The organism is Blastococcus sp. TF02A-30 (assembly GCF_003319185.1).
GTDB lineage: Bacteria > Actinomycetota > Actinomycetes > Mycobacteriales > Geodermatophilaceae > Blastococcus.
This window is the reverse complement of the sequence record NZ_QOHJ01000006.1, coordinates 366,791-392,754: the sequence shown is the minus strand read 5'-3', so window position 1 is coordinate 392,754 and position 25,964 is coordinate 366,791. Positions and strand designations below refer to the sequence as shown.

Here is a 25,964-nt window from a genome sequence, read left to right as displayed (position 1 = left end):
ACAGCTAGACCCGGGAGTCGGCGGTGTTGACCCCCTGGCCGCCGGGTCCCGACGAGCGGGAGAAGCGCCACTGCAGCGCGCTCGCGGGCACGACGACGGAGCCGGTGACGGGCAGGTCGCCGGACGGGTCGTCGGTCGTGGGCACGGCGACAGTCTGCCGGTCAGGCCGGGGGCGGGGGCGTCAGCGGTCCCGGCGCGAGGTGCTCGGCGGTCCACCCGGGCACCGCCCCCTGCCATTCCTCCCGCTCGGCCGGCGGGACGCCGCGCAGGATCCGCCGCCAGGTCAGCGCCCGCTGCAGCGGCGCCACCCGCAGGGCGTCGTCGCACAGCTCGCGCAGCTCGGCCGGCGTCCCGGAGCCCCGCCACTCCTCGAGGTAGGCGTCCCGGAGTCGGACCAGCGACGGGTCGCCGTGCGGCAGCTCCAGCACGCGGGCGGCCATCCGGAGCGCGACCAGCAGCACGAGGAAGGGGTGCCCGACCGAGGCGTCGCCCCAGTCGAAGAACCGGTGCCGCCGGCCTCCGACGAAGACGTTGGCGTCGTGCAGGTCGTCGTGCTGCAGCGTCGCGGGCACCGGCCCGTCGGCCAGCCGGCGGCAGGCAGCGGCGTACCCGTCCAGGGTCGCCCCGATCCGCACCCGGATCTCGGGGGCGAGCCCGTCCGGCCGCCCCTTCCGCTGGGCCGCGTCGTCGGCGAGCAGCTCGCCGACCATCGCGGGCAGCCGCTCCGGCCGGTGGTCGGGGACGCCCAGACGGAGCATCTCCCCGGCGTGCGGGGCCAGGGCGATCTGGAGGCGGGCGTGGTCGCGCAGCACCGCCTCCCACGTGGCGATGTCCCCGGCCCCCGCGTCCCGCAGCGTGCGGCCGCCGTCCGGGAGCAGCAGCAGCCGGCGCCCGCGGTCCACCGCGAGCGGCACGAGCACACGTTCCGGCGACCAGCGGCCGAGAGCCGCGGCCAGCGCCGGCTCGTGGGCGGAGCCGGGACCCGCGGACTTGAGCCAGACCGCGCCGTCGCCGACCGGCAGCCGGAACACCGTCGACCAGGGCTGGACGTGCGTCTGCTCGGGCTCGCCGGCCAGCACGAGCCCGGCGTCCGCCAGCGCGTCGCCCGCCCACGCCAGCGCGCCCGCGCGCCAGGCCGGGTCCAGCCAGGTGGCCGTCCCTGCGGTCTCCTCGATCAGCACGCGGGGACGGTAGGCGCCCGCCCGCGCCGGCGCACGGTCTTGTCCGCGCGTCGACGTCCCTTCATGCGGGGAACGAGGGCTCCGGCGGGCCGCGCAGGCCCCGCGTTCCCCGCACGAGGGCTCAGGCGGGGACGGGGTCGGCCCCGCGGGCGGCACCCGGCCGGCAGCGCGCCAGCCGGCGCAGGGTCAGCCACGACCCCCGGCGTGCCCCGTGCCGCTCCAGCGCCTCGACGGCGTAGGCCGAGCAGGTCGGCTCGAACCGGCAGCTCGGCGGCCGCTTCGGGCTGATCTCCCGCTGGTAGACCCGCACGGCGGAGACCAGCCGGTCGGCCAACCGGGTGCCCCGCTCCCCCGTGCCGGCCCTCCGCACCTGCCGGGCCGTCGTCGGCGCCAGCAGCATCGAGTCCATGCCGCACCCGACCGCATTGGCCAGGCAGCACCCGGTGTTGAGGAACAGCAGGTCGCGCAGGCAGGAGTCGTTGCGCCGTCCGTACCCGTGGCCGTAGCCCGGCGGCGGGCCGTACCCGCGGCCGTAGTGCCCCGAGTAGTGCCCGCCGTACCCGCCGTACCCGCGGCGGGGGCGACGGCGGCGCGGCCCGCTGCTCCAGATGAAGACCACGCCGGCTACAGGATCGGCTTGCCGCCGGTGACGGCGACCCGCGCGCCCGAGACGTAGGACGCCTCGTCGCTTGCCAGCAGCACGTACACCGGGGCGAGCTCCGCCGGCTGGCCGGGGCGGCCCAGCGGCACCTGCTGGCCGAAGCTCTCCACCTTCTCCTCGGGCATGGTCGCCGGGATGAGCGGCGTCCAGATCGGGCCGGGGGCGACGCTGTTGGCGCGGATGCCCTTCTCGGCCAGCATCTGCGCGAGCGAGGCGGTGAAGTTGGCGATGCCGGCCTTGGTCATCGCGTAGGCGATGAGGTTCGGGCTCGGGTTGTCCGAGTTGACCGACGACGAGTTGATGATCGACGCGCCCGGGCGCATGTGCGGGATGGCGTCCTTGGTGAGGGTGAACATCGCCGAGAGGTTCGTGGCGACGGTGAAGTCCCACTCCTCGTCGCTGATCTCCTCGATCGAGTCGTGGCTCATCTGGTAGGCGGCGTTGTTGACCAGGACGTCCACCCGGCCGAACTCCTCGACGGCCTTCGGGATGATCGTCTTGGCGTGCGCCCGGTCGGAGAGGTCGCCGGGCACGAGCACGCACTTCCGCCCGGCCTGCTCGACGTACTTGGCGGTGTCCTGGGCGTCCTCGTGCTCGTCCAGGTAGGAGATGAGGACGTCGGCGCCCTCGCGGGCGAAGGCGATGGCCACGGCGCGGCCGATGCCGCTGTCGCCACCGGTGATGACGGCGGCCTTGCCGGTCAGGCGGCCGGAGCCCTGGTAGCTCTCCTCGCCGTGGTCGGGCTTCGGGTCCATCTCGCCGAGCGTGCCGGGCGTGGACTGCTGCTGTGCGGGCTGGGACTCGGGGCGGGGGGACGACACGTGGATCCTCCGGTGCGGGTAGGCAGGCGGGCGGCGTCCGGACCTCTGCTGGTCCGGGCAGCCGCCCGCCTGCCTACCCGCGCCGTTCCGCGCGGAACCCGTGCGTCAGGCGGCCTTCGCCAGGCTCGACGCCGCCGGGGCCGCGATCGGCAGGTCCCAGCGCATCTCGAGCCGACGCCGGCCGGAGCCGTCGACGACCGGCACCCAACGGCACTCGGGGCAGAACTTGTCGCGCATCATCGCGCCACCTCCCGTTCACCTGTTGTTCACCTTCTAGGTCCCAACGGTACATCTCACACGTCTCCGGAGGCTTCGTTACCGGATCGTGTCCGTGCTCTTTCTCGAGCCGGGTGCCGTGCCCGTGCCCGGGAAGCCCGGGGCCGTCGGGCACGCTGTCCCTCACGATGACCGCGCCTCCCCTGATCGCCGACCCCACCGACCTCTCCGCGCTGCGCGCGCAGGGCACCGATCCCGACGAGCTGTTCGCCTCCTTCGCCGCCTGGGCCGAGGCCAGCGGCACGACGCTGTACCCGGCGCAGGAGGAGGCGCTGATCGAGCTGGTCAGCGGCGCCAACGTCGTGCTCGCCACCCCCACGGGATCGGGCAAGTCGCTGGTCGCCACCGGGGCGCAGTACGCGGCGCTGGCCGCCGGGCGGCGCAGCTACTACACGGCGCCGATCAAGGCGCTGGTCAGCGAGAAGTTCTTCGCGCTCTGCGGCGTCTTCGGCGCCGAGAACGTCGGCATGCTCACCGGCGACGCGGCGGTGAACCGGGACGCGCCGATCATCGCCTGCACCGCCGAGGTGCTGGCCAACATCGCCCTCAGAGAAGGGGCGGACGCCGACGTCGGCCTCGTCGTCATGGACGAGTTCCACTTCTACGGCGACCCCGACCGCGGCTGGGCCTGGCAGGTGCCCCTGCTGGAACTGCCGAAGGCGCAGTTCCTGCTGATGAGCGCCACCCTCGGCGACGTCACGTTCCTGCGCGAGGACCTCACCCGCCGCACCGGCCGCCCCACGGCGCTGGTCGCCAACGCCGTCCGCCCCGTGCCGCTGCACCACTACTACGCCACGACGCCGATGCACGAGACGATCCAGGAGCTCCTGGACACGAAGCAGGCGCCGATCTACGTCGTCCACTTCACCCAGGCCTCGGCGCTGGAGCGGGCGCAGGCGCTGATGAGCGTGAACGTCTGCTCCAAGGAGGAGAAGGCGGCGATCGCCGAGATGATCGGCGGCTTCCGGTTCTCCTCCGCCTTCGGCACCACGCTGAGCAGGCTGGTCCGGCACGGCATCGGCGTCCACCACGCCGGGATGCTGCCCAAGTACCGGCGGCTGGTGGAGCAGCTGGCCCAGGCCGGGCTGCTCAAGGTCATCTGCGGCACCGACACCCTGGGCGTGGGCATCAACGTGCCCATCCGCACCGTCGTCTTCTCCGCGCTGTCCAAGTACGACGGCACCCGCACCCGGCTGCTGCAGGTCCGCGAGTTCCACCAGATCGCCGGCCGGGCCGGGCGCGCGGGCTACGACACCGCGGGCACCGTCGTCGTGCAGGCGCCGGAGCACGAGGTGGAGAACCTCAAGCAGTTCGCCAAGGTCGCCGACGACCCGAAGAAGCGCCGCAAGCTGGTCCGCAGGAAGGCGCCCGAGGGCATGGTCCCGTGGAGCGAGACGACCATGAACCGGCTGATCGAGTCCGAGCCGGAGAAGCTGACCAGCCACATGCGGGTGACGACGGCGATGGTCCTGGACGTCGTCGACCGCCCCGGCGACCCGTTTCCCGCGATGCGCCGGCTGCTGACGGAGAACCACGAGCCGCGCAAGCGCCAGCTGCGGCTGATCCGCGAGGCGATCGGCATCGCCCGCTCGCTGCTGCAGGCCGGCGTGATCGAGCGGCTGCCCGAGCCCGAGCCGGACGGCCGCCGCTACGACCTGACCCTCGACCTGCCCGACGACTTCGCGCTCAACCAGCCGCTGTCCACGTTCGCGCTGGCCGCGATCGAGCTGCTCGACCCCGAGTCGGACACCTACGCGCTCGACGTCGTGAGCGTTCTCGAGGCCACACTCGACGACCCGCGCCAGATCCTGGCCGCGCAGCTCAACAAGGCCAAGGGCGAGGCCGTGGCGCAGATGAAGGCCGAGGGCATCGAGTACGACGAGCGGATCGAGCTGCTCGAGGACGTCAGCTACCCGAAGCCGCTCGAGGAGCTGCTGGGCCACGCCTACGACGTCTACCGGCGGAGCAACCCCTGGGCCGCCGACGCGCTGCTCTCGCCGAAGTCGGTCGTCCGGGAGATGTGGGAGCGGGCGTTCACCTTCCGGGAGTTCGTGAACACCTACGGGCTCACCCGCGCCGAGGGGGCGGTGCTCCGGTACCTCTCGGACGCGTTCAAGGCGCTGCGCTCGGGAGTCCCGACCGCGGCGCGCACCGAGGAGGTCACCGACCTGGTCGAGTGGCTGGGCGAGCTGGTGCGCCAGGTGGACTCCTCGCTGCTCGACGAGTGGGAGGCCCTCACCAACCCGGACGACGGTCCGGTCGCGGAGGTCGCCGTCCCCACCCGGCCGCGGCCGCTCACCGGCAACGAGCGGGCGTTCACCGCGATGGTCCGCAACGCGCTGTTCCGCCGGGTGGAGCTGTGGGCGCGCCGCCGCTGGTACGACCTGGGCGAGCTGGACTCCGGCTCGGGCTGGGACGCCGACCGCTGGGGCGAGGTCGTGCAGGCCTACTTCGCCGAGCACGACTCGGTGGGCACCGGCGGCGACGCCCGCGGTCCGGCGCTGCTCATCTGGGACAAGTCGGAGCCCGGCGTCTGGCGGGTGCGGCAGATCGTCGACGACCCGGCCGGCGACCACGACTGGGGCTTCGACGTCGAGGTCGACCTGGAGGCCTCCGACGAGGAGGGTGCGGCGGTGATCCGGCTCGTCGACGCCGGGCGCAAGGACTGACGCAGGGCCGACGCCGGGATGTTTCGCCCCGGCGTCGGTCCGGAAATACAACCGGCGGTGTGGCGGGCTCCTCCCCGTGCCCGCGCCGTCGGAGGACCCGATGACCCAGCGCCTGCATCCCCGTGGTTCCCGCCGCCGCCGTCCCCTGCCACCACCCCCGTACCCGCCGCCGGAGAGCGAGCCGACGATCCTCGGCTTTCCCGCCGAGACCGGGGAGGGCACCGCCGCCGCGCCGGCCGTGACCCTCACCGCCGTCCGGCGGCCGGACCGGGTGGCCGCGGGCGCGCTGGTCCTGGCCGGTGCCGCGGCGAACGTCAGCCTGGTGCTGTCCTGGTCGTCCGGGGAGGAGCCGACCGGCCTGTCGCTGGTCGAGCGCGGCGGGCAGGCCCTGGAGTCCGGCGTCGCCGAGTCCGTCGGCGACGGCGACGCGGCGCCGCTGGTCGTCGTGGTCTGCGGCGGCCTGCTGCTGCTCCTCGGTCTCCTGCTGCTGGTCCCGGCCCACGCCCACCGGACGGTCGGCCTGCTGGCCCTGGTCGTGGCGTCGGCCGCCACCGCCGCGGTGCTGGTCGTCGTGGCCGACGCCGGGTGGCGGGTCGACCGGTTCGGCGCCGGGACGTGGTGCGCCGTCGCGGTCGCCGCCCTCGGCCTGCTCGGCGCGCTGAAGGCGATGCTCACACCACCTCTGGTCACGCTCGCGGAGCGCTGAGCCGCACCTGGCGCGCAGGCCGGTGCGGTCACCGGCGAGGATGCCGGGCATGAGCACCGGGGACCTGAGGCACGTCACCACCCCGCGGCTGCGGCTGGACGCCGTCGTCCCCGAGGACCTCGACGCCCACTACGCGCTGCTGTCCGACCCCGGCACGTGGGCGCACCTGCCCGAGGGCCGGCACACCGCACCGGAGCAGACCGCCGAGGGCATCGCCCACTCGCAGCGGCACTGGGCGCGGGACGGGCTGGGTTACTGGACGGCGCGGCTGCTCGAGGACCTGCCCGGCACCGGGCTGGACGCGGGTGAGGTCGTCGGCACGGGTGGCTGCGCGATCCGCGAGGGAACGTCCTGGTGGAACCTCTACTACCGGTTCACCCCGCCCGCATGGGGGCAGGGGCTGGCCGCCGAGCTGGTCGCCGCGGCGGTGGACGCCGCGCACGAGCTGCGCCCCGAGGTCCCGGTCGTCGCCTACCTGCTGGAGCACAACGGGCGGTCGAAGGGCCGGGCCGAGCGCGCCGGGCTGCGGCTGGTGTGGCGCGGCCCGGACGCCGGCAACCCCGACCCCGACGCCGTCCGGCTGGTCTACGCCGACCGCGACCTCGACGACGGGACGATCGCGCGCATCGCCGCCCACGACTGACCCGGGTGTGAGGAGATCGACGCCGCACGCCTGAGCGGACGTCGTCCGGGACGTGCAAGTCTCGGGGGGGATGCGCGCATGACCGGCTGGGAGATGGTCGCCGTCGCGGCCGCCGGGCTGGCCGCGGGCGGCATCAACGCCGTCGTCGGGTCCGGGACGCTGGTCTCCTTCCCCGTCCTGCTCGCCGTCGGCATCCCGCCCGTGCCGGCGACGATCAGCAACTCGCTGGGGCTGGTGCCGGGCAACGCCAGCGGCTCGTTCGGCTACCGGCGCGAGCTGCGCGGCCAGAAGCGGCTGCTGCTCAGCCTGATCCCGGCCTCGGTGCTGGGCGGGCTCACCGGTGCGTTCCTGCTGCTGCACCTGCCCGCGTCCACGTTCGAGGCCGTCGTCCCGGTGCTGATCGGGCTGGCCGTCGTCCTGGTCGCGGTCCAGCCGCTGGTGCAGCGGTCGCTGGCCCGGCGCCGCTCGGGCGACGAACCACCGCCGCGCGTGGGCCGCGGCCGGCTGGCCGCGCTCTTCGGCGGCGCGTACGTGACCGGCACCTACGGCGGCTACTTCGCGGCCAGCCAAGGGGTGCTGCAGATCGGCATCTTCGGGCTGCTGCTGCGCGAGCCGCTGCAGCGGCTCAACGCGCTGAAGAACGTCCTGACCCTCACGGTGAACACCGTGGCCGCCGGGGCGTACGTCGTCGTCGCCACCGACCGGGTCGACTGGACGGCGGCCGGGCTGCTGGCCGCCGGCTCCCTCGTGGGCGGGTACGTGAGCTCCCGCTACGGGCGGCGGCTGCCCGAACCCGTGCTGCGGACGGCGATCGTCGCCCTCGGGCTCGTCGCGATCGGGGTGCTGCTGAACCGGTGAACGTCCTCGAGTTCGCGTTCCTCGTGCTGGCCGGGATCGGCGCCGGCCTGTCGGGCAGCATCGCCGGCCTCGCGTCGCTGGTGAGCTACCCGGCGCTGCTGGCCACCGGAATCCCGCCGGTCACCGCGAACGTCACCAACACCGTGGCGTTGGTCCTCAACGCGGTCGGCTCGGTGAGCGCCTCGCGCCCCGAGCTGCGCGGCCAGGGACGGCGGGTGCGGCCGCTGCTGGTCGCCGCGACCCTGGGCGGCACCACCGGCGCCGCCCTGCTGCTCCTCACCCCCACCGAGGCGTTCGAGCGGATCGTGCCCTGGCTGATCGCCTTCGCCTCGGTGGCGATCCTCGTGCAGCGGCCGCCGCGCGAGCTGGCCGCCGAGGCCGCCGGGCACGCGCGCGACCCGCGCTGGCTGCCCGTGGGCACCTTCGCCGTGACCATCTACGGCGGCTACTTCGGCGCGGCGGCCGGGGTGCTGCTCCTGGCGATGTACCTGCTCACCACCGGGGAGAAGCTGCCCCGGTCGAACGCCATGAAGAACCTGGTCCTCGGGGTGGCCAACGGCATCGCGGCGCTGGCGTTCGTCGTCCTCGCCGACGTCGCCTGGTCGGCCGCGCTGCCGCTGGCCATCGGCTTCTTCGCCGGCGGCCGGATCGGCCCCCGCGTGGTGCGCCGTGCCCCCCAGGCGGCGCTGCGCACGCTCATCGCCGTCGCGGGGCTCGGCCTCGCGGTGCACCTGGGCGTCCAGGCCTACACCTGATCCGGTGGTTGCGCGCTGAGCGTGGTCCGGACGGCGCCGGAGCCACGCTGAGCGCGCAACCTCGCCTCAGCTGCGCCCGACCCAGGCGGCCAGCACCAGGACGACGACGCTGACCACCAGCAGCAGCCGGGCGGGGGTCAGCCCGTTGACCAGCCCCGCGGTCGCCTCCACCCACTGCGGCCGGACGGCGGCCTCCCGCGTGCGCTGGCGGATCACCCGCACCTCGTCGGCCAGCAGCGTGCCCGCGGTCCCGAGCATGCCGAGCCCCAGCACCACGAACACCAGCGCCAGCCGCTGCTCGAACGACTCCGCGACACCGCCCAGCACCGCGGCCACGATGCCGCCCACCACCAGCCCGAGCAGGCCACCGGCCACCGGCGCCCACGGCCCCATGATCGTCATCGGCCCACGCCGCGGCATCCGCGGACGGGGCCGGACGGTCACCGGCGCCGTCCCCTGCGCGCCGGGCGGCAGGTCGCCCTCCGGCGCCACCTGCTCCGATGCCGGGGGCACCGCCGGCGCTGCCGGTGCGGTCTCCGGCGGCGGCACGGTGCCGGGCCGGATCACCGGGATCTCGGCCGTGCTCGTGCCGACGGACGTGCTTCCCTTGCTCTCACTCACGACTGATCACCTCGTGCGCCACGCTAGGCGCAGCCGCCGCACGCGTCCGGGACGCCGCCCCGGTGAGGCGCGCACGCTGGGTGAGGGCGCGCCGCCGGTCGACATGTCGCCGTCCCGACCTGGCGGCAGGGCGACATGTCGACCTCACACCAGGCGGCGGCTGTCCTCCGCCACCACGCGCAGCCACCGGTAGCCGTAGCCGCCCAGCGTGATCTCCACCGTCCCGTCGTCGGCCACCGGCGTGCTGCCCGTCTCGAGCAGGTCGACCAGGCGGTGCGAGGAGTCGCACCCCTCCAGCATGAACGGCACGGTCCGCGGCTCGGGCCCGAGGTTGTGCAGGGCCACCAGCGCGCCGTCGTCCCAGGTGCAGAGGTGGGCCAGCACCTCCGGGCAGGGGTGCTCCAGCACCTGGAAGCCGCCCCAGCCGAGCTCGGGCGACTCCCGGTAGCGGCGGATCAGCAGCTTCATGAACGACAGCAGCGAATCGGGGTCGTTGCGCTGGTCGGCGACGTTGACGTACTCCGGGGCGAAGCCGCCCGAGACCACGGGGCCGGGCAGCTTGCGCGGGCCGGCGGGTGAGAACCCGCCGTTGCGGCCGGAGGTCCACTGCATCGGCGTCCGGACGGCGAGGCGTCCCTCGGCGTCGAGGTCCTCCCCCATCCCGATCTCCTCGCCGTAGAAGAGGACGGGGGTGCCGGGGAGCGAGAACAGCAGGCTGTAGACCATGCGCACCCGCCGCGGGTCGCCGTCGAGCATCGGTGGCAGCCGCCGGCGCAGCCCGCGCCCGTAGACCTGCATCCGGTCCTCGGGCCCGAACGCGGCGAAGACCTCGGCCCGCTCGTCGTCGGTCAGCTTGTCCAGGGTCAGCTCGTCGTGGTTGCGCACGAAGGTGGCCCACTGCGAGTCGGGGTGCAGCGTCGGCCGGCCCTGCAGGGCGGCCGCGATCGGACCGGCGTCGCTCCGGGCCAGGGCGAGGTAGAGGGCCTGCATGCCGACGAAGTCGAACTGCATCGTCAGCTCGTCGCCGTCGGTGCCGCCGAAGAAGTCCAGCTGCTGCTCGTAGGGCAGGTTCACCTCGCCGAGCAGGACGCCGTCGCCGGTGCGCCGGCCGAGCAGCTTGCGCAGGGCCCGCAAGTAGGCGTGCGGTTCGGGGAGCGCGCCGCCGTCGGCACCGGCGGTCTCCAGGAAGAAGGGGACGGCGTCGACGCGGAAGCCCGACAGCCCCACCTGCAGCCAGAAGCCCATGATCTTGGCGACCTCGTCGCGGACCTTCGGGTTCGTGACGTTCAGGTCGGGCTGCTCCTTGTAGAACTTGTGCAGGTACCACTCCCCCGTCTTCTCCGACAGCGTCCAGATGCTGTCCTCCTGGTCGGGGAACACGACCTGGTCGGAGGTGTCCGGCGGCGGATCCGAGCGCCACACGTAGAAGTCGCGGAAGGGCGAGTCCTTCGACGACTCCGCCGACCGGAACCACGGGTGCTTGCGCGAGGTGTGGTTGACGACCAGGTCGGCGATGACCCGCATGCCCCGGTCGTTCGCCGTCCGGATCACCTCGACCAGGTCGCCGTGGGTGCCCAGACGCGGGTCGACGCCGTAGAAGTCGGTGATGTCGTAGCCGTCGTCCCGCTCGGCGGTCGGGTAGAAGGGCATCAGCCACAGGCACGTGACGCCGAGGTCGGCCAGGTGGTCGATCCGCTGGGCGAGGCCGGCGAAGTCGCCGATGCCGTCGCCGTTCCAGTCCATGAACGTCTCGACGTCGAGGCAGTAGACGACGGCGTTCTTCCACCACAGGTCCGCCGTGTCGGTGATCCTCACGGCGCCGGCACCGGGTCGACGTGGGGACGGAGGTTTTCCGCCGGGCCGGGCGGGTCGACGGCCGCCACGGGCGCCGGGGCGGTGACGCCGAGCTGCGGCAGCACGTGCTCGCCGAACGCGTCGAGGAACGGCCGCTGCTCCTTGCCGACGTGGTGCAGGTAGATCTCCTCGAAGCCCAGCTCGAGGTACTCCTGCAGCCAGGCGGTGTGCTGCCCGAGGTCCGCCGAGACCCGGACCGCTCCGGTGACGTCCTCGGGGGCGACGTGCGCGCTGGCCTGCTCGAAGGCCTCCGGGCTGTCGAGGTCCCAGCACAGCGGCGGCGGGAAGACGTTGCTGCGCCACTGGTCGTGCGCGATGCCGAGCGCTCGGTCGGGGTCGGGGTCCCAGGAGACGTGCACCTGCAGGACGAGCTTTCCCCGCCCCCCGGCGTCGCGGTAGGCGGCGATCATCTCGCGCAGCTTGTCGTGCGGCTGGTTGATGGTGACCAGGCCGTCGGCCCAGTCGGCGCCGTTGCGCGCGGTGGCCACGCTGACCGCCGGGGCGATCAGGGCCGGCTGGATGTCCGGCAGCGTGTAGATCTTGGCCCGCTCCACGGTGACGAGGCCGTCGTGGCTGACCTCCTCGCCGGCCAGCAGCGCGCGGATGACGTCCACGCACTCGCGCAGGCGTGCGTCGCGCAGGTCCTTGCGCAGCCACTTCTGGCCGGTCACGTGCTCGTTCATCGCCTCGCCGCTGCCCAGCGCCACCCAGAACCGGCCGGGGAACATCGCGCCCAGCGTGGCGACCGCCTGGGCGACGATCACCGGGTGGTAGCGCTGCCCCGGGGCGTTCACCGCGCCGAACGGCAGCGACGTCGTGGCCATGGCGGCGCCGAGCCACGACCACGCGAACCCCGACTCCCCCTGGCGCGGGTTCCAGGGCGTGAGGTGGTCCGAGCACATCGCGGCGGTGAAGCCCACCTCCTCCGCGTGCTGGACCGCCGTCAGCAGTTCCGAGGGGTGGACCTGCTCGTGGGAGTTGTGGAATCCGATCACCGGCATGCGCCATGCCTACCGAAGTGCCGGCCGCGGGGCCATGCGGACTCAGCCGAGCAGCTCGATCGCCCGCTCCGGCAGCACGGCGACGTCGAGGTGGCTGCCCGGTGGCCGGGAACAGCGCGCGGGCGCTCGTCCGGGGGCAGGTCGTCGCGCGCGTCGGGCACCACGTCGTCCAGTCGGGGATCCGACCGCCCCGCACCAGCGCGTCCACCCACGCGACCGCGCGGGCAGCGTCACGCCGGCTCCGGAGAAGCCGAAGCCGGCGTCGGCCGCGGCGACCGCCGCGGCGGCGGCCTGCCAGCGCTCCGGCCAGCCGGGGGCTGGGTCGACCGCGGCCCGCAGGTCAGGCAGCGCCACCTCGTCGCCCCGGCTGCGCAGCTCGTCCGCCAGGGGTGTGAGGACGGCGGGACCGAACAGCGGCGGGTGGACCGGAGCCAGCGGGTCACCGACGCGGTGTGGCGGGCCTGGCTCGGGCTGGACCAGCGGAAATGTCGTACCCCTTCCCTAGCGTGGGGGTGTGCCTCGGATCGCCGGTTCCTCGCTCGTCGAGGGTGTGCTGATCGACTGGTCGCTGGACCAGTCGGTCGCATCTGCGGTGCTGCCGGTGGGGCTGCTGTCGAAGGAGCAGGCGGCCGCGGAGCTGGTGCGGCTGCAGCGGCGGAAGGCGGTGGATGCCGCTTACGAGGCCGAGCTGGTGCTGCGGATGGCCGAGCTGACCCCGGACGTCTCCGATCCGCGCCCGGGTGAGCCGGGTGCCGGGTCGTCCGGGTGGGGCGCGGACGGCGGCGTGGCCGGGGTCAGCGAGTTCTTCGCCGGGGAGCTGGCGCTGGTGCTCAACCGCGGCCGCGGAACGGCTGATCACCTGTTCTCGCGGGCGCGGGTGTGGCGGGATCGGCTGCCGGCCACGTTCGCCGCGCTGGCGGCCGGGGAGCTGGACGTGGCCCGCGCCGCGGCGCTGGCCGAGGTGCTCAGCCCAGCCGACCCCGAGCTCACGCGGGCGGTGGAGGCGCGGCTGCTGCCCGAGGCGGTGGACCTGTCGGTGGCCCGCCTACGGGCGCGGGCGCTGGAGCTACTGCTCACCCTCGACGCCACGGCCGCCGAGGAGCGGCGCAAGCGGGCGGAGAAGACCGCCGACGTGTTCCTGCAGCCCGGCGCCGACGGGATGGCCACCCTGGGCGCGGACCTGCCCGCCGACGAGGCCGCCGAGGCCTGGGCGGTGATCGACACGCTGGCGAAGATGGCCAAGGCCGACGGCGACGACCGGCCGATCGCCGCGCTGCGCACCGAGCTGTTCTCGCTGCTGCTGCGCCGCCCCGGCGGGACCGGGCAGCCGCCGGTCACCGCGCACCTGACCATCACCGCCACCCTGGACTCCCTGGACGGCAGAACCACCGAGGCCGGTTGCGTAGCCGGGGTGGTGATCACCGCCGCGCACGTCCGCGAGCTACTCGCCCGGATCGGCGCCCTGGGCCTGCAGAACCCGCCGGCCGGTGGCCTGACGTTCGCGCTCACCGACGCCGACGGGCGGCTGCTGGCCACCACCACCGTCGCCGAACTCCTCCGCCTCGCCAAGAAGGGGTGTCCGGAACATTCCGGCCAGGACTGCGGCTGCCCGGTGCTCGGGCCACCGCCGGCGACCGGCGCCTACACCCCGACCGGCCGCCAGCAGCGGTTCACGAAGACACGGGACCGCACCTGCCGGATGCCCGGCTGCGCCCAGCGCGTCGGCTGGACCGACCTGGACCACGTCCGCCCGCACGCCTGCGACGGCGAGACCACCTGCAGCAACCTGTGCTGCCTGTGCCGCTCCCACCACCGCCTCAAGACCTTCGCCCCCGGCTGGCACTTCCTGATGGAGCCCGACGGCACCCTGCACGTCACCACCCCGTCCGGGATCACCCGCACCACCCGACCACCCGGTCTGCGCGCAACGGCACCCCCGGAACCGGCCCGACCCGAACCGCCGCACCCGGCGAACCGGCTCGGGATCCGGGAACTCCTCGAGCGCCCGGCAAGCGAACCTCCCGACGTCGGACCGGACAACGACCCGCCGCCCTTCTAGCTGTTGCGGCGCAGGGCCGTACCGGCACGCGCCGGCATCCGCGTCCGCTCAGGACCCGGCGTCGACCAGCGGGGCAGCGTCGACCAGCGGGGCAGCGTCGACCAGCGGGGCGGTGTCGCGCACGAGGAGGGCGGCGTCCTCCGCCTCGAGCGGCGCGGCGAAGAGGTAGCCCTGCGCCAGCTCACAGCGTGCTGCCCGCAGCTGGTCGCGCTGCACCTCGAGCTCCACGCCCTCGGCGACGATCTCCAGGTCCAGCGTGCGGCCGAGGTCGATGAGCCCCCGGACGATCGCGGGCAGCTCGGCGGTCTGGATCGTCGAGATGAACGACCGGTCGATCTTGAGCACGTCGACGGTGAACTGGCGGAGGTAGCTCAGCGAGGAGTAGCCGGTGCCGAAGTCGTCCAGCGCCAGCCGGATGCCCAGCGCCCTGAGCGCGGCGAGCTGCTCGGCGGCTCCGTCCGGATCGCGCACGAGGGCGGTCTCGGTGACCTCGAGCACCAAAGCGGAAGCGGGCAGCCCGCTGGCCGCCAGGGCGTCGGTGATCTGCCCGACCAGGTCGGGCGAGGCCAGCTGCACCGCGGAGACGTTCACCGCCATGGTCAGGTCGCGGCCGCCCGGCCGGCTGCGCCAGGCGGCCGCGGTGGTGCACGCCTCGCGCAGGACCCAGGCCCCGATCTCCCCGATCAGGTCGAGGTCCTCCGCCACGGGCACGAACCGGTCCGGCGGGATCGACCCGAGGGTCGGCGAGTGCCAGCGCAGCAGCGCCTCGAACCCGACGACCGTCGAACCGGAGAGCTCGACGACCGGCTGGTAGACCAGCCGCAGCTCGCCGCCGTCGAGGGCCCCCTGCAGCTCCCGCTCCAGCTCGCGGCGCGCCACGACGGCGGCGCGCATGCCCGGGTCGAACACCAGCACCCGCCCGCGGCCGGCCGCCTTGGCCGCGTACATGGCGACGTCGGCGTCGCGGACCAGCGAGTCGCTGGTGGCGTCCCCGTCGCTGACCGCCACACCGACGCTGCCCGACACCGAGACCACCTGGTTGCCCAGGCGGACCGGCCCGCGCAGGGCGGCGAGGACGCGCTCGCCGGCCGCCGTGACCTCGTCGGCCCCGCCGACCTGCTCGACGAGGATGGCGAACTCGTCCCCGCCGAGCCGGGCCAGGGTGTCCCCCGCCCGCACCGTCGCCGCGAGCCGCTGCGCGACCTCCCGCAGCAGCACGTCGCCGGCCTGGTGGCCCAGGCTGTCGTTGATCTCCTTGAAGCCGTCGAGGTCGATGAAGACGACGGCGGCGGCCTCGCCGTGCCGCACGTTGTGCCGCAGCGCCTGCTCCACCCGCTCGGTGAACAGCGCCCGGTTGGCCAACCCGGTCAGCGCATCGTGGAACGCCTGGTGGGCGAGGGTCTGCTCGGCGCGCTTGCGCTCGGTGATGTCGGTGGCGTGCACGACCACGCCCCGCACGTCGGGGTCCGCGGAGAGGTCGACCAGTCGCACGCCGAGCCAGCGCTCCTGGCCGCCGGTCCGGCGGGCCAGCTCCGCGCTGACGACCGACCCACGAGCGGCGAGCGCCCGTTCGAACGCGATCCGCGCCTCGGCGGGGTTGAGACCGGCCCGCAGCATGAGGTCCGCGAGCCCGCCGTCCCCGTCGTGCTCCGTCCCGAGCACGCCCGCCAGCCGCCCGGCGTCGCCGAGCAGCCGTCCCGTGCGGTCGACCACGACGACGGCGTCGGACGAGTGGGCCGCCAGCGCTGCGCTGTACCGGGCCTGGGACCGCACCATCTCCCGCGCCCGCGCCTCCGCGACCAGCAGCCGCAGGGTGCGGGCGAAGACCAGGAGGACCAGCGCCGCCGTGGCCGCGAACAGGGCCAGCGGGTTCTCCGGCCCGTCGGTCAGGTCGGTCACCAGCTCGAGCGCCCCCGGCACCAGCAGCGCCCCGAGCGACACCGCCAGGCGGCCGACGCCGTGGCCGGCACGGGCGGGCGGGGCCGCGACGGTGCGGACGCGCCGGCCGGCGCGGACGGCGACGGCGAGCAGCCCCGCTCCGACCATCCAGCCGACGTCCAGCACACCGGTGGTGCCGGCCTGGTCGGCCGCCACGAGGTAGCCGAGGTCGGAGACCAGCCAGCAGCCCGCGCCGGCGGCCACGGCGAGGGCGCTGCCGTCCCGGCGCCCGCCGGCGACGAGCCGGAACACGAGCGCGACCAACGCCGCGTCCAGGGCGGGGTACGCGGACCACACGATCCGGGTGCCGATCGGCACGGAGTCATCGCCCACCGTGGCCGCGATGGAGAGGTTCCACATGACCAGGAGCGCCGCGACGAGGACGATCACCGCGTCGATCCAGCCGTCGATCCGCTCGCGACCGGGCTGCCGCGTGCCGCGTGCCATGGCGGTCAGCCCCAGCCCGAGGGCCGCGTAGCCGCCCAGGTAGGCGACGTCGGCGATCGACACGTCCGGCTCGTGGCCCAGCCAGACCAGGCCCTGCCAGAGGAGGTCGCCGAGGGAGGAGAGGGTCAGCCCGGTGGCGAGCAGCACCGGAGCCCGCCCGCTGGGAGCCCGGCGGGCCCAGACCCAGGCCAGGACCGCGGCCGTCCAGACGACGACCAGGTAGAGGATCTCCGCGGCGGTCGTGCCGGAGAGCGCCCGGTACGCGACGAGCAGCGCCGAGACGGCCGCCGCACCGGCGCCGCACGCCAGCAGCCGGCGCCGTCGTGTGGCTCCGTGATCCATCGCTGTCCCGCCTCCGTCGACCCTCCTCCCGGACCTCGGCGTGCCGGCGCTCGTGCTGGAGGTGCCGGACCCGCTGACGCCTCCATCGGGTGAGGGCGCCCGGAGGCGCTCGGCGACACTGGGGTCGTGCTGCCGCCGACCGGGACTCCGGGAACCGACCTCCCGGTCCGCGCCGCGCTACCCGCGCTGGCGGACGCGCTGCGGGCGCGGGGCACCGCCGTCCTGGTCGCCCCACCGGGGACGGGGAAGACGACGCTCGTCCCCCTCGCCCTGGCCGCCGACCTGCGCGGTCGCGTCGTCGTCGCCGAGCCGCGACGGGTCGCCGCGCGGGCAGCGGCCCGCCGGATGGCGGCGCTCCTGGGCGAGCCGGTGGGCGGCCGGGTGGGCTACAGCGTGCGCGGGGAGAGCCGGCGCAGCGGCGCCACCCGCGTCGAGGTGGTCACCACGGGGCTGCTGGTCCGCCGCCTCCAGACCGATCCGGAGCTGTCCGGGGTGGCCGCGGTCGTGCTGGACGAGTGCCACGAGCGGCACCTGGACACCGATCTGGCCCTCGCGTTCGCCCTCGACGTCCGCGCGGCGCTGCGCCCGGAGCTGCAGCTGCTCGCGATGTCCGCCACCGCCCAGGCCGACCGGCTGGCCGAGCTGATCGGCGGGGTCGACGGGCCGGCCCCGGTCGTCGAGGCGGCCGGTTCGCTGCACGACGTGGACGTCGCCTGGGCGCCGCCGGAGGGCCCGGTCGACCCGCCGCACGGCCTGCGGGTGGACCCGCGGCTGCTCGCGCACGTGGCGGGAACGGTCCGCCGGGCCCTGGCCGAGCGCGCCGGCGACGTCCTGGTCTTCCTGCCCGGGGCGGGCGAGATCGGCACGGTCGCCGGCCGGCTGCGCGGGCTGGACGCCGACGTCCTGCCGCTGCACGGCCGCCTCTCCCCCACCGCCCAGGACGCGGCGCTGCAGCCCGGGCCGCGCCGCCGGGTCGTCCTCGCCACCGCGCTCGCGGAGAGCAGCCTCACCGTGCCCGGCGTCCGGGTCGTCGTGGACGCCGGCCTGGCCCGCGTGCCGCGGGCGGACCTGTCCCGGGGGCTGGGGGCGCTGGTCACCGTGCGGGCGTCGCGGGCGGCGGTCACCCAGCGGGCCGGTCGCGCCGGGCGGGAGGGGCCGGGTGCGGTCTACCGCTGCTGGACGCCGGCCGAGCAGGACCGGCTCCCGGCCCACGAGGAGCCCGCGGTGGCCGTCTCGGACCTGACGGCGTTCGCGCTGGAGCTGGCGTGCTGGGGTGCGCCCGGTGGCACCGGCCTGGCGCTCCTCGACGCCCCGCCGGCCGCCGCCCTGACCGTCGCCGACCGCACGCTGCGCACCCTGGGGGCGGTGGACGACGCCGGCCGGGCCACCACCAGGGGACGCGCGCTGACCGCCGTCGGCGTGCACCCCCGGCTGGCCCGCGCGCTGCTGGACGGCGCGCCGCTCGTGGGTCGCCGCCGCGCCGCCGAGGTGGTCGCGCTGATGTCCGGCGACGTCCCCGCGCGGAGCGACGACCTGGTGGCGACGTGGCGGGAGCTCCGGTCGGGCCGCGACCGGGGCGCGAGCGCGCGGTGGCGGGATGAGGTGGCCCGCCTCGAGCGATCGGTGGACGACGCCGCGGCGCCGCGGCTGCCCGACGACACCGCGGCGGGGCTGGTCGTGGGCCTGGCCCACCCGGAGCGGATCGCCCGCCGGCGCGGCGACGGGGCGACCTACCTGATGGCCGCCGGTACCGGCGCCGAGCTCCCGCCCGGCACCGCGCTGAGCGGCGCACCGTGGCTGGCCGTCGCCGTCGCCGATCGGTCCCCCGGCCGCCGGGACGCGCGGGTGCGCGCGGCCGTCGCCATCGACGAGGCGACCGCGCTGGAGGCCGGCGGTCCGCTGCACACCGACGGCGACGAGGTGGCCTGGCGGGACGGCGACGTGCGCAGCGCGCACGTCGAGCGGCTCGGCGCGATCGTCCTGGCCGAGCGGCCCGGATCCGATCCCGATCCGGCCGCCGTGCGCGAGGCGCTGGCCGAGGGCCTGCGCCGGGAGGGGCTCGGGCTGCTCCGCTGGACCCCGGCCGCCCAGCGCCTGCGGGCCCGGCTCGCGGCGGCGCACGCGGGTCTCGGCGACCCGTGGCCCGCGGTGGACGACGAGGCCCTCCTGGCCGGGATCGACGTGTCCGGCGCCCGGCTGCGCGCCGACCTGGCGCGCATCGACGTCGTCGCGGCCCTGCGCGCCCTCGTGCCGTGGCAGGTGTCCGGCGACCTGGACGCCGTCGTCCCCGACACCGTCACCGTCCCGACCGGCTCGCGGCTCCGGGTCGACTACACCGATCCCGACGTCCCGACCCTGTCCGTGCGGGTGCAGGAGGTGTTCGGCTGGGCCCGCGCCCCGCTGGTGGCCGGCCGGCCGCTGCGCCTGCAGCTGCTGTCCCCCGCCTCCCGCGTCGTGGCGATCACAGCCGACCTGGCCGGGTTCTGGACCACCGGCTACCCCGCCGTGCGCAGCGAGCTCCGCGGCCGCTACCCGCGGCACCCGTGGCCGGAGGACCCGGCCTCGGCGCCGGCCACCACGCGGGCGAAGCCGCGCCCCCGCAGCTGAGACTGCGGGTTGCCCGCGCCCCGGCGAGGATCGTCCGGTGACGCGGACACCGACGACGGACGACTGGGGCATCGATGCGAGCTGGCTGGACGCCCTCGACGAGGAGCACGAGGTAGCGCAGGAGACCATCCGCAAGCTGCGCGAGGTCATCGGCGAGCCCCCGGCCGACCTCGAGGACCGCGCGCCGATCGTCGCCCGCCCCGGCGACGCCCTGGAGGTGGACGAGGCGCAGGTCGTCTGCGAGGACGGCGGGGTGCGGACCGTCGACGGGCACCTGCCCGACGACTTCCCCCTGGGCTACCACTGGCTGCAGTCCACCGACGGCCGGCGGCGGCGGCTCATCGTCTCGCCGGGCCGCTGCTGGCTCCCCGACGAGCGCATCTGGGGCTGGGCGGTGCAGCTCTACGCCGCCCGGGGCCGCGACAGCTGGGGCATCGGCGACCTCGGCGACCTGCGCAGCATCCGGCGCATGGCCGCCGACCAGGGTGCCGGCTTCGTGCTGATCAACCCGCTGCACGCGGTGGCCCCGATCCCGCAGCAGGAGGCCAGCCCGTACCTGCCGGCGACCCGCCGCTTCCGCAACCCGCTCTACCTGCGGGTGGCCGAGGTCCCCGGCGCGGACGGCGTGGACCTGGAGGAGGACGCCGGCCGGGCGCTGAACGACGGCGAGCTCATCGACCGGGACGCCATCTGGGCGCGCAAGCGCGAGGTGCTCATGCGGATCTTCTTCGCGCACGGCGGCGGTGAGGCCTTCGCCCGCTGGCGCGACGAGCAGGGCGAGACGCTGCAGACCTGGGCCACCTGGGCGGCCGTCACCGAGGAGCACGGCGCGGACTGGCACACCTGGCCCGAGGAGCTGCGCCGGCCCGACGCCCCCGGCATCGCCCGCTACGTCGAGCAGCACGGCGCCGTCGTCGCCTTCCACGCCTGGCTGCAGTGGGCCCTCGAGCTCCAGTTCGCCGCCGCCACCGACGGCATGACCGTCATCCAGGACCTGCCCATCGGTTTCGCCGGCGGGGGCGCCGACGCCTGGGCGTGGCAGCAGGCCCTGGCCGACGGCGTCGACGTCGGGGCCCCGCCGGACGCCTTCAACTCGCAGGGGCAGAACTGGGGTTCGCCCCCGCTCATCCCGTGGCGGCTCCGCGACGCCGACTACGAGCCGTTCATCCAGTCCATCCGGGCCACGATGGCCGGCGCCGGGGGCCTGCGGATCGACCACGTCATGGGCCTGTTCCGGCTGTGGTGGGTGCCCTCGGACGGCTCGGCCGCCGACGGCGCCTACGTGCGGTACCCCGCGGAGGACCTGCTCGACATCGTGGCCCTGGAGAGCGCCCGCGCGCAGGCGCTCGTCGTCGGCGAGGACCTCGGCACCGTGGAGGACGGGGTGCGCGAGGCCATGGCCGAGCACGGGATCCTGTCCTACCGGCTGCTGTGGTTCGAGGACGACGACCCGACGCAGTGGCCCGCGGAGGCGATGGCCGCCGTGACCACGCACGACCTGCCCACGGTGGCCGGGCTCTGGACGGGGGCCGACGTCGCCGAGCAGCGGGAGCAGGGCACCGGCACGGACGAGGAGCTCGAGCGCGGGCGGTCCTCGCTGCTGGAGCACCTGCCCGGGCTGCCGGACGGGGCGACCGCCGAGCAGGCGGTGCAGCGCGCCCACCGGTTGCTGGCGCAGGCGCCGTCGCGCCTGCTGTCGGCGACGCTGGACGACGCCGTGGGCGAGCAGCGCCGGCCCAACATGCCGGGCACGACGAGCCGGCCCAACTGGTCGCTGCCGCTGGCGGTGCCGGTCGAGGAGCTGCCGGAGCACCCGCTGCTCCGGCAGGTGGCCGGCACGCTCGCCGACGCCGTCCGCCCGCCGGCCTGAGCAACGACCGGAGGCCGGCCCCACGAGGTGGGACCGGCCTCCGGCCGCGCGCTGGACGCTGCGATCAGCGGGTGAACCAGCCGCGGATCAGGTTGGTGATGACCTGCTGGACCCACGAGATCAGCCGCTGGAAGACGTTCCCCGGCTGCTGCGGGGCCTCCGGCTCCTCGGGCTCCTCCGGCTGCTGCGGCTGCTCGCCACCGGGCTGCTCACCGCCGGGCTGCTCACCACCCGGCTGCTCACCACCCGGCTGCTCACCACCCGGCTCCTCACCCGGCTGCTCGCCACCGGGCTGCTCACCGGGCTCCTCGCCCGGCTGCTCGCCACCCGGCTGGCCGGCCTGGCCCACGGTGACCCGGCCGGTGTAGTCGGCCGGGTCCAACGGAGAGTTCTCCGCGAAGTAGGACTGGACGGCGTCGAAGTCGACCAGCCCGGTGCCCTCCGTCGTCCCCTGGGTGAAGGCCGCGAAGTTGTCACCGCCGGAGGCCAGGAAGCTGTTGGTCGCCACCCGGTAGGTGGCGGCCAGGTCGATCGGCTCCCCGGAGATCCGGATCGTGTCCACCAGGATCCGCTCGCCGGCCGGCGCCGCCGGGTCGTAGGACCAGGTCAGCTCCTCCGACGTGCCCAGCGCGAGGAACGGCCGGGTGCTGGTGGCGGGCTGCCACTGCTGCTCCAGCACCTGCACCAGCTCGGCGCCCGTGAGCGACACGACCACCAGGTCGTTCGCGAACGGGGTCACCGAGTTCGCCTCGGCCAGCGTGATCTGCCCGTTGTCCGTCCCGAACCGGAGGTCCGCGCGCAGCCCGCCGGGGTTCACCAGGCCCAGGTCGGCCGGCTCGATGGCGCTGAGCTCGGCCCCGTGGACGTAGGTGTCGGCGATGAGCCCACCGAGAGCGGAGTACGAGCCCCGGTCCTCACCGCCGGCGGCGTTGAAGGCACGGGTGATGTCGCCCAGGATCGAGCCGATCACCCGGCTCCCGACCTGGTCGGCGTAGGCCTTCGCCTCGGCGACGGTCGCCGCCACCTCGGCGACGCGCGGGTACGCGGCCACCAGCTGCTGCTCGGTCTGCGTGGTGAGCGCCAGGTTCTCGACCGTGACGTCGGTGACCTCGTCGGTGATCTCGTCGTAGGTCAGCGCGATCCGGCCCAGGGCTGCGCCGTACGAACCGGTCTGGATGACCGGCCGCGTGCCCTCGCCGCCGGGGACCGGAGCCTCCCAGGCGTAGCGCTGGTGGGTGTGACCGGTGAAGATCGCGTCCACCTCCGCGTCCACGCCGTTGACGATCTCGGTGAAGGCGGTGTCCTTCGCCAGCTCCTCCTCGAGCGAGCCGGCGCCGGGGGCGCCCTCGTGGGCGAGCAGGACGATGACGTCGGCCTCGTCCCCGGTGCCGTCGGTGAGCTCGGCGACCACCCGGTTGGTGGCCTCGACCGGGTCCCCGAAGGTGAGGCCCTCGATGCCCGCCGGGGAGACCAGCGTGCGGGTCTCCTCGGTGACCACACCGATGACGCCCACCGAGACGCCGTCGGCGTCGAGCAGGGCGTACTCCGGCAGCGCCGGGGCATCGCCGCGGTAGACGTTGGCGCCGAGGTAGGGGAAGTCGGCCAGGTCGGTCACGCGACCGGTCAGGTCGGCGAAGCCCTGGTCGAACTCGTGGTTGCCGACCGCGGAGGCCTGCAGCCCCATCTCGTTGAGCACCTCGAGCGTCGGACGGTCCTGCTGGACCGACGAGGCGAAGGTCGACGCCCCGATGTTGTCACCCACCGACAGCAGCAGCGAGGCGTCGACGTCGGTCCGCGCCCGCTGCTCCTCCACGGTGCCCGCGACCTTGACCGCGCTCTCGGTGAGGCGGCCGTGGAAGTCGTTGACCCCGAGCAGCTGCAGCTCGGTGATCGCGTCCGCGGCGCTCTGCGCCGGGTAGGAGATCGGGAACAGCGACTGGTACCCCTTGCCGCCCACGAACTTGTAGACGCGGATGGTGGCGGTGCCGGCCGGCAGCTCCGCCAGCTTCGTGTTCACCGTGAGGTACGCCGCCTTGCCGGGGGCCACCCGCTGCGCCGCGGACTCGCCGTACGGCGTGATCAGCCGCACGTCGACCGGCACGCTGTCGGTGTTCCGGAAGTGCCCGGCGATGTAGCCCACGCGGTCCTGCGGGTGCAGCCAGCTGTTGCCGTTGGCCACGCCCGTCGGGTTGCCGGCGACCGGCGGGGCCGGCGGCCCGGCCAGGTCGATCCCGACCAGGATCGGGTCGTGGTCGCTGGACCGGTACTGGTTCGGCGCGTAGAGCCGCTCGGCGCCGGTGTACTGGTACGCGAACGACTCGACCGAGTTGATGTTCCAGTGGCTGACGTCGGTGACCTTGGCCGTCAGGGTGTCGGTGGCCATGGCGTGGTCCAGGGACCCCGACATGTCGTCGAACACGTAGCTGTAGCGGCCCTCGTCGAACTCCGTCCCGAGGTCGGTCAGCCCGGCCTCCCGGAGCGCGACGATCGGGTCCTCCTGCGAGTACGCGTTCAGGTCGCCGAGGACGAGCACGTCGTCGTCCTTCGTGCCGGCCTGCAGCTCCTCGACGAAGGCCGCGAGCGCCTCGGCCTGGCCGACGCGGTCGGGGTTCGAGGCCCCCTGGCCGTCGCCCTGGTCGGCGTTGGCGCCCGACCCGCTGCCCTTGGACTTGAAGTGGTTGGCGACCACCGTGAACGTGTCGCCCTGCGCCGTGAAGGTCTGGGCGATCGGCTCGCGGGCGTTGTCGAAGTTGGCCTCGTCGACCAGCCCGACCGGGTCGCCCACCGGCTTCACGGCCGCGGGCTGGTAGATGATCGCGTTGCGGATGACGTCGCGGTCGACGGCCAGCAGCTCGTCCGGGAACGGGACGAACGCCCACTTCTGGGCACCCGCCGCCTCGTTGAGCCGCCGGACGAGGTCGGCCACCGCCTGGTCGGGCGTGCGGTCGCCGTACCCGGTGGAGGCGGTGTCCTCGATCTCCATCAGGCTCAGGACGTCGGCGTCCATCGTGTTGATCGCGGTGACGATCTTCGCGGCCTGCTGCTCGAACTCCGCCGCGGTGGCGGCACCGCGCGCGTTGTCGCCGGTCCCGAGGGTGAGGAAGTAGTTGAGCACGTTGAACGCGCCCACCTGGACGTCGCCACCCACCGCGGCCGGCGTCGCCGGGCGGGTGTTCTGGGGCGTGAAGGTGCCGTCGGCGGAGCCGTCGGCCGGCTGCAGCCGCCACTGGTCGAAGCCGTAGCCGAGGACCAGCGGCGCCGTGAAGGCCAGCTGGTCGCCCACGCGGACCGGGTTCTCCGGGGTGAGGTACGGCGCGGTGTCCGGGCGGACCTGCGCGGTCACGGCGTCGTCGAGAACGATCCGCCGCTCCGTGTTCGCCGCGGCGACGGCCTCGGCCTCAGGGCCGGGGCGCGCCAGCTCCGTCGGCTGCACGAGCAGCCCACCCTCGGACAGGGTCAGCTCGCCGTAGCGGGTGAGGTCGTACACCTCGCTGACGGTGAGGGTGTCGGCCGGCGCCACCAGCATGCCCTCGAGCCGCTCGCGCGCGGCGTCGTCGGCGGGCAGGTCGAGAGCAGCCGCCGGCGGGAGGTCCGCCGCGGTCCCCTCGGCGCAGACCGTGACGGTGCTGCCGGCGCCGATCTGGGTCTGGCCCGAGTACTCGGCGGGCGTGCCGGACACGACGACGGTGTCGCCGAGGTCGACGGCCGCGGGGCTGTAGACGAACACGCCGTCGGAGGTGGCGGCATCGCCGTCACCGTCGGCGTCCTGCAGGTAGAAGCCGCTGAAGCCCGGGAGGTCGCCGACGACGACGCCCGTGATGGTGACGGCCTGCCCGGCGAGCGGGGTGACGTCCCCGGTGCCCTGGACGGCACCGATCTCGTGCGTGGGCGCGACGTCGCAGGCGCCGGTCGGCTCCTCGGGCTGCTCCGGCTCCTCCGGCTGCTCGGGAGCGGCACCGTTCACCGCGCCGCGCGTGCTCGCCGCGGGCCCGGCCCAGACGAGGGCGTCGGCCGCGGCGTCGTAGGTCCGGGACAGCGACTGCCCGGCCGGGGTGGAGCTCGACTCGGCGACGCCGATGTCGGTGCTCGTGGTGCCCGCCGCGGGGCCGTCGGCCGCGGTGATGGTCCCCCCGTAGGAGAGGAACTCGAGGACGGTCGTACCGCGCACGAGGGCCACCCCGTCGGGGTTGCCGTTCTGCACCCCGTTGACCGGGTAGTCCACGACGGCGACGGCCGGTGCGTCCGCCGGCGCGGTCACCGCGGGGACCGCGTCGGTGTCGTACACGCGGTTGTTGCCGCCGTTGTAGAGGACGACGGACAGGCCGGTGGAGCTGGTGCCGGCCGGCAGGTGCACCTCGACGAACTCACCGGCGTCGGTGCCGGCGTTGTCGTAGTGGATCTCCGAGATGTACGGAGCCGTGGGCGCCGCGGCCCACGAGGTGGCGGGCAGACCCACCAGGGCGACCGAGGCCGCCGTCGTACCGAGCGCTGCGCGGCGGGCGACGGAGCCGACCGCTCCTCTGCGCCGCGCGGTGCCGATGGTTTCGGGCACGTTCATCCTTCCGAGCGATGAAGGGGACGACGGGACGCTAAGTGCCTCCGGTGACATCCGGGTGACCGGATGGCCACGCGCCGTGGTCGGCCGGAGGCGTCCA

General features: G+C 74.8%; 18 protein-coding genes. 8 read left to right on the top strand and 10 right to left on the bottom strand.

Translation table 11 applies throughout. The features are described 5' to 3' along the window. Positions 1–4 precede the first annotated feature (4 nt). The 5 genes from DQ241_RS15790 to DQ241_RS21310 all read right to left on the bottom strand — a co-directional run bounded on the left by DQ241_RS15790 (position 5) and on the right by DQ241_RS21310 (position 2,903). Entirely contained in the window at positions 5–145 is a 141-nt protein-coding gene (locus tag DQ241_RS15790; protein ID WP_233492477.1) for a hypothetical protein, read from the bottom strand. A 16-nt stretch (positions 146–161) separates the two neighbouring features. After that, positions 162–1,181, bottom strand: coding sequence for a phosphotransferase (locus DQ241_RS15785; protein ID WP_158545945.1), 1,020 nt, complete (start codon positions 1,179–1,181; stop codon positions 162–164). A 121-nt stretch (positions 1,182–1,302) separates the two neighbouring features. Then, a complete protein-coding gene (yidD, locus tag DQ241_RS21140) occupies positions 1,303–1,800 on the bottom strand; it encodes a membrane protein insertion efficiency factor YidD (protein ID WP_233492476.1) in 498 nt (165 codons plus the stop codon). 5 nt (positions 1,801–1,805) lie between these two features. Then, on the bottom strand, positions 1,806–2,663 hold the full coding sequence (locus DQ241_RS15775; protein ID WP_199584596.1) for an SDR family oxidoreductase: 858 nt from the start codon (positions 2,661–2,663) through the stop codon (positions 1,806–1,808). A gap of 105 nt (positions 2,664–2,768) precedes the next feature. Further along, the gene (locus DQ241_RS21310; protein WP_255410995.1) at positions 2,769–2,903 is read right to left on the bottom strand and encodes a hypothetical protein; all 135 of its coding nucleotides are present in this window, start codon (positions 2,901–2,903) and stop codon (positions 2,769–2,771) included. A 164-nt stretch (positions 2,904–3,067) separates the two neighbouring features. Here DQ241_RS21310 and DQ241_RS15770 point away from each other — a divergent pair, with 164 nt between their 5' ends. From DQ241_RS15770 to DQ241_RS15750, 5 genes are all read left to right on the top strand, one after another. Beyond that, positions 3,068–5,608, top strand: a complete 2,541-nt coding sequence (locus DQ241_RS15770; RefSeq protein WP_113831125.1) for an RNA helicase — start codon at positions 3,068–3,070, stop codon at positions 5,606–5,608. 100 nt (positions 5,609–5,708) lie between these two features. Next, positions 5,709–6,314, top strand: coding sequence for a hypothetical protein (locus DQ241_RS15765; RefSeq protein ID WP_113831124.1), 606 nt, complete (start codon positions 5,709–5,711; stop codon positions 6,312–6,314). 49 nt (positions 6,315–6,363) lie between these two features. Continuing rightward, complete coding sequence (locus DQ241_RS15760; protein WP_113831123.1) at positions 6,364–6,957, top strand: GNAT family N-acetyltransferase; 594 nt, start codon at positions 6,364–6,366, stop codon at positions 6,955–6,957. Positions 6,958–7,035: 78 nt separating this feature from the next. Then, complete coding sequence (locus DQ241_RS15755) at positions 7,036–7,815, top strand: sulfite exporter TauE/SafE family protein (RefSeq protein ID WP_113831122.1); 780 nt, start codon at positions 7,036–7,038, stop codon at positions 7,813–7,815. Continuing rightward, on the top strand, positions 7,812–8,570 hold the full coding sequence (locus tag DQ241_RS15750) for a sulfite exporter TauE/SafE family protein (RefSeq protein WP_113831121.1): 759 nt from the start codon (positions 7,812–7,814) through the stop codon (positions 8,568–8,570). The genes DQ241_RS15755 and DQ241_RS15750 overlap by 4 nt, the downstream gene beginning before the upstream one ends. A 66-nt stretch (positions 8,571–8,636) precedes the next feature. Here DQ241_RS15750 and DQ241_RS15745 read toward each other — a convergent pair whose 3' ends face one another. The 3 genes from DQ241_RS15745 to DQ241_RS15735 form a co-directional block, all read right to left on the bottom strand. Further along, the gene (locus DQ241_RS15745) at positions 8,637–9,191 is read right to left on the bottom strand and encodes a hypothetical protein (protein ID WP_113831120.1); all 555 of its coding nucleotides are present in this window, start codon (positions 9,189–9,191) and stop codon (positions 8,637–8,639) included. A 144-nt stretch (positions 9,192–9,335) separates the two neighbouring features. After that, the gene (locus DQ241_RS15740; RefSeq protein WP_113831119.1) at positions 9,336–11,006 is read right to left on the bottom strand and encodes an alpha-amylase family protein; all 1,671 of its coding nucleotides are present in this window, start codon (positions 11,004–11,006) and stop codon (positions 9,336–9,338) included. Next, positions 11,003–12,046 (bottom strand): TIGR03885 family FMN-dependent LLM class oxidoreductase, encoded by a 1,044-nt coding sequence (locus DQ241_RS15735; protein ID WP_113831118.1) that lies wholly within the window; start codon positions 12,044–12,046, stop codon positions 11,003–11,005. Before DQ241_RS15735 ends, DQ241_RS15740 begins: the two co-directional genes overlap by 4 nt. Positions 12,047–12,560: 514 nt before the next feature. Here DQ241_RS15735 and DQ241_RS15730 point away from each other — a divergent pair. Then, positions 12,561–14,105, top strand: coding sequence for an HNH endonuclease signature motif containing protein (locus DQ241_RS15730; RefSeq protein ID WP_113831117.1), 1,545 nt, complete (start codon positions 12,561–12,563; stop codon positions 14,103–14,105). A 48-nt stretch (positions 14,106–14,153) separates the two neighbouring features. Here DQ241_RS15730 and DQ241_RS15725 read toward each other — a convergent pair whose 3' ends face one another. Further along, positions 14,154–16,832 carry a bifunctional diguanylate cyclase/phosphodiesterase gene (locus DQ241_RS15725; protein WP_113831116.1) on the bottom strand — a complete coding sequence of 893 codons (2,679 nt, stop codon included), beginning with the start codon at positions 16,830–16,832 and terminating at the stop codon, positions 14,154–14,156. A 126-nt stretch (positions 16,833–16,958) separates the two neighbouring features. On the opposite strand from DQ241_RS15725, the gene hrpB reads away from it, so the two are divergent. Continuing rightward, positions 16,959–19,439, top strand: coding sequence for an ATP-dependent helicase HrpB (hrpB, locus tag DQ241_RS15720; protein ID WP_113831115.1), 2,481 nt, complete (start codon positions 16,959–16,961; stop codon positions 19,437–19,439). 37 nt (positions 19,440–19,476) lie between these two features. Then, the gene (malQ, locus tag DQ241_RS15715) at positions 19,477–21,309 is read left to right on the top strand and encodes a 4-alpha-glucanotransferase (protein WP_113831114.1); all 1,833 of its coding nucleotides are present in this window, start codon (positions 19,477–19,479) and stop codon (positions 21,307–21,309) included. A 64-nt stretch (positions 21,310–21,373) separates the two neighbouring features. Here the strand turns inward: malQ and DQ241_RS15710 are convergent, their stop codons facing one another. After that, positions 21,374–25,861, bottom strand: coding sequence for an ExeM/NucH family extracellular endonuclease (locus DQ241_RS15710; RefSeq protein ID WP_233492475.1), 4,488 nt, complete (start codon positions 25,859–25,861; stop codon positions 21,374–21,376). Positions 25,862–25,964: the final 103 nt, after the last annotated feature.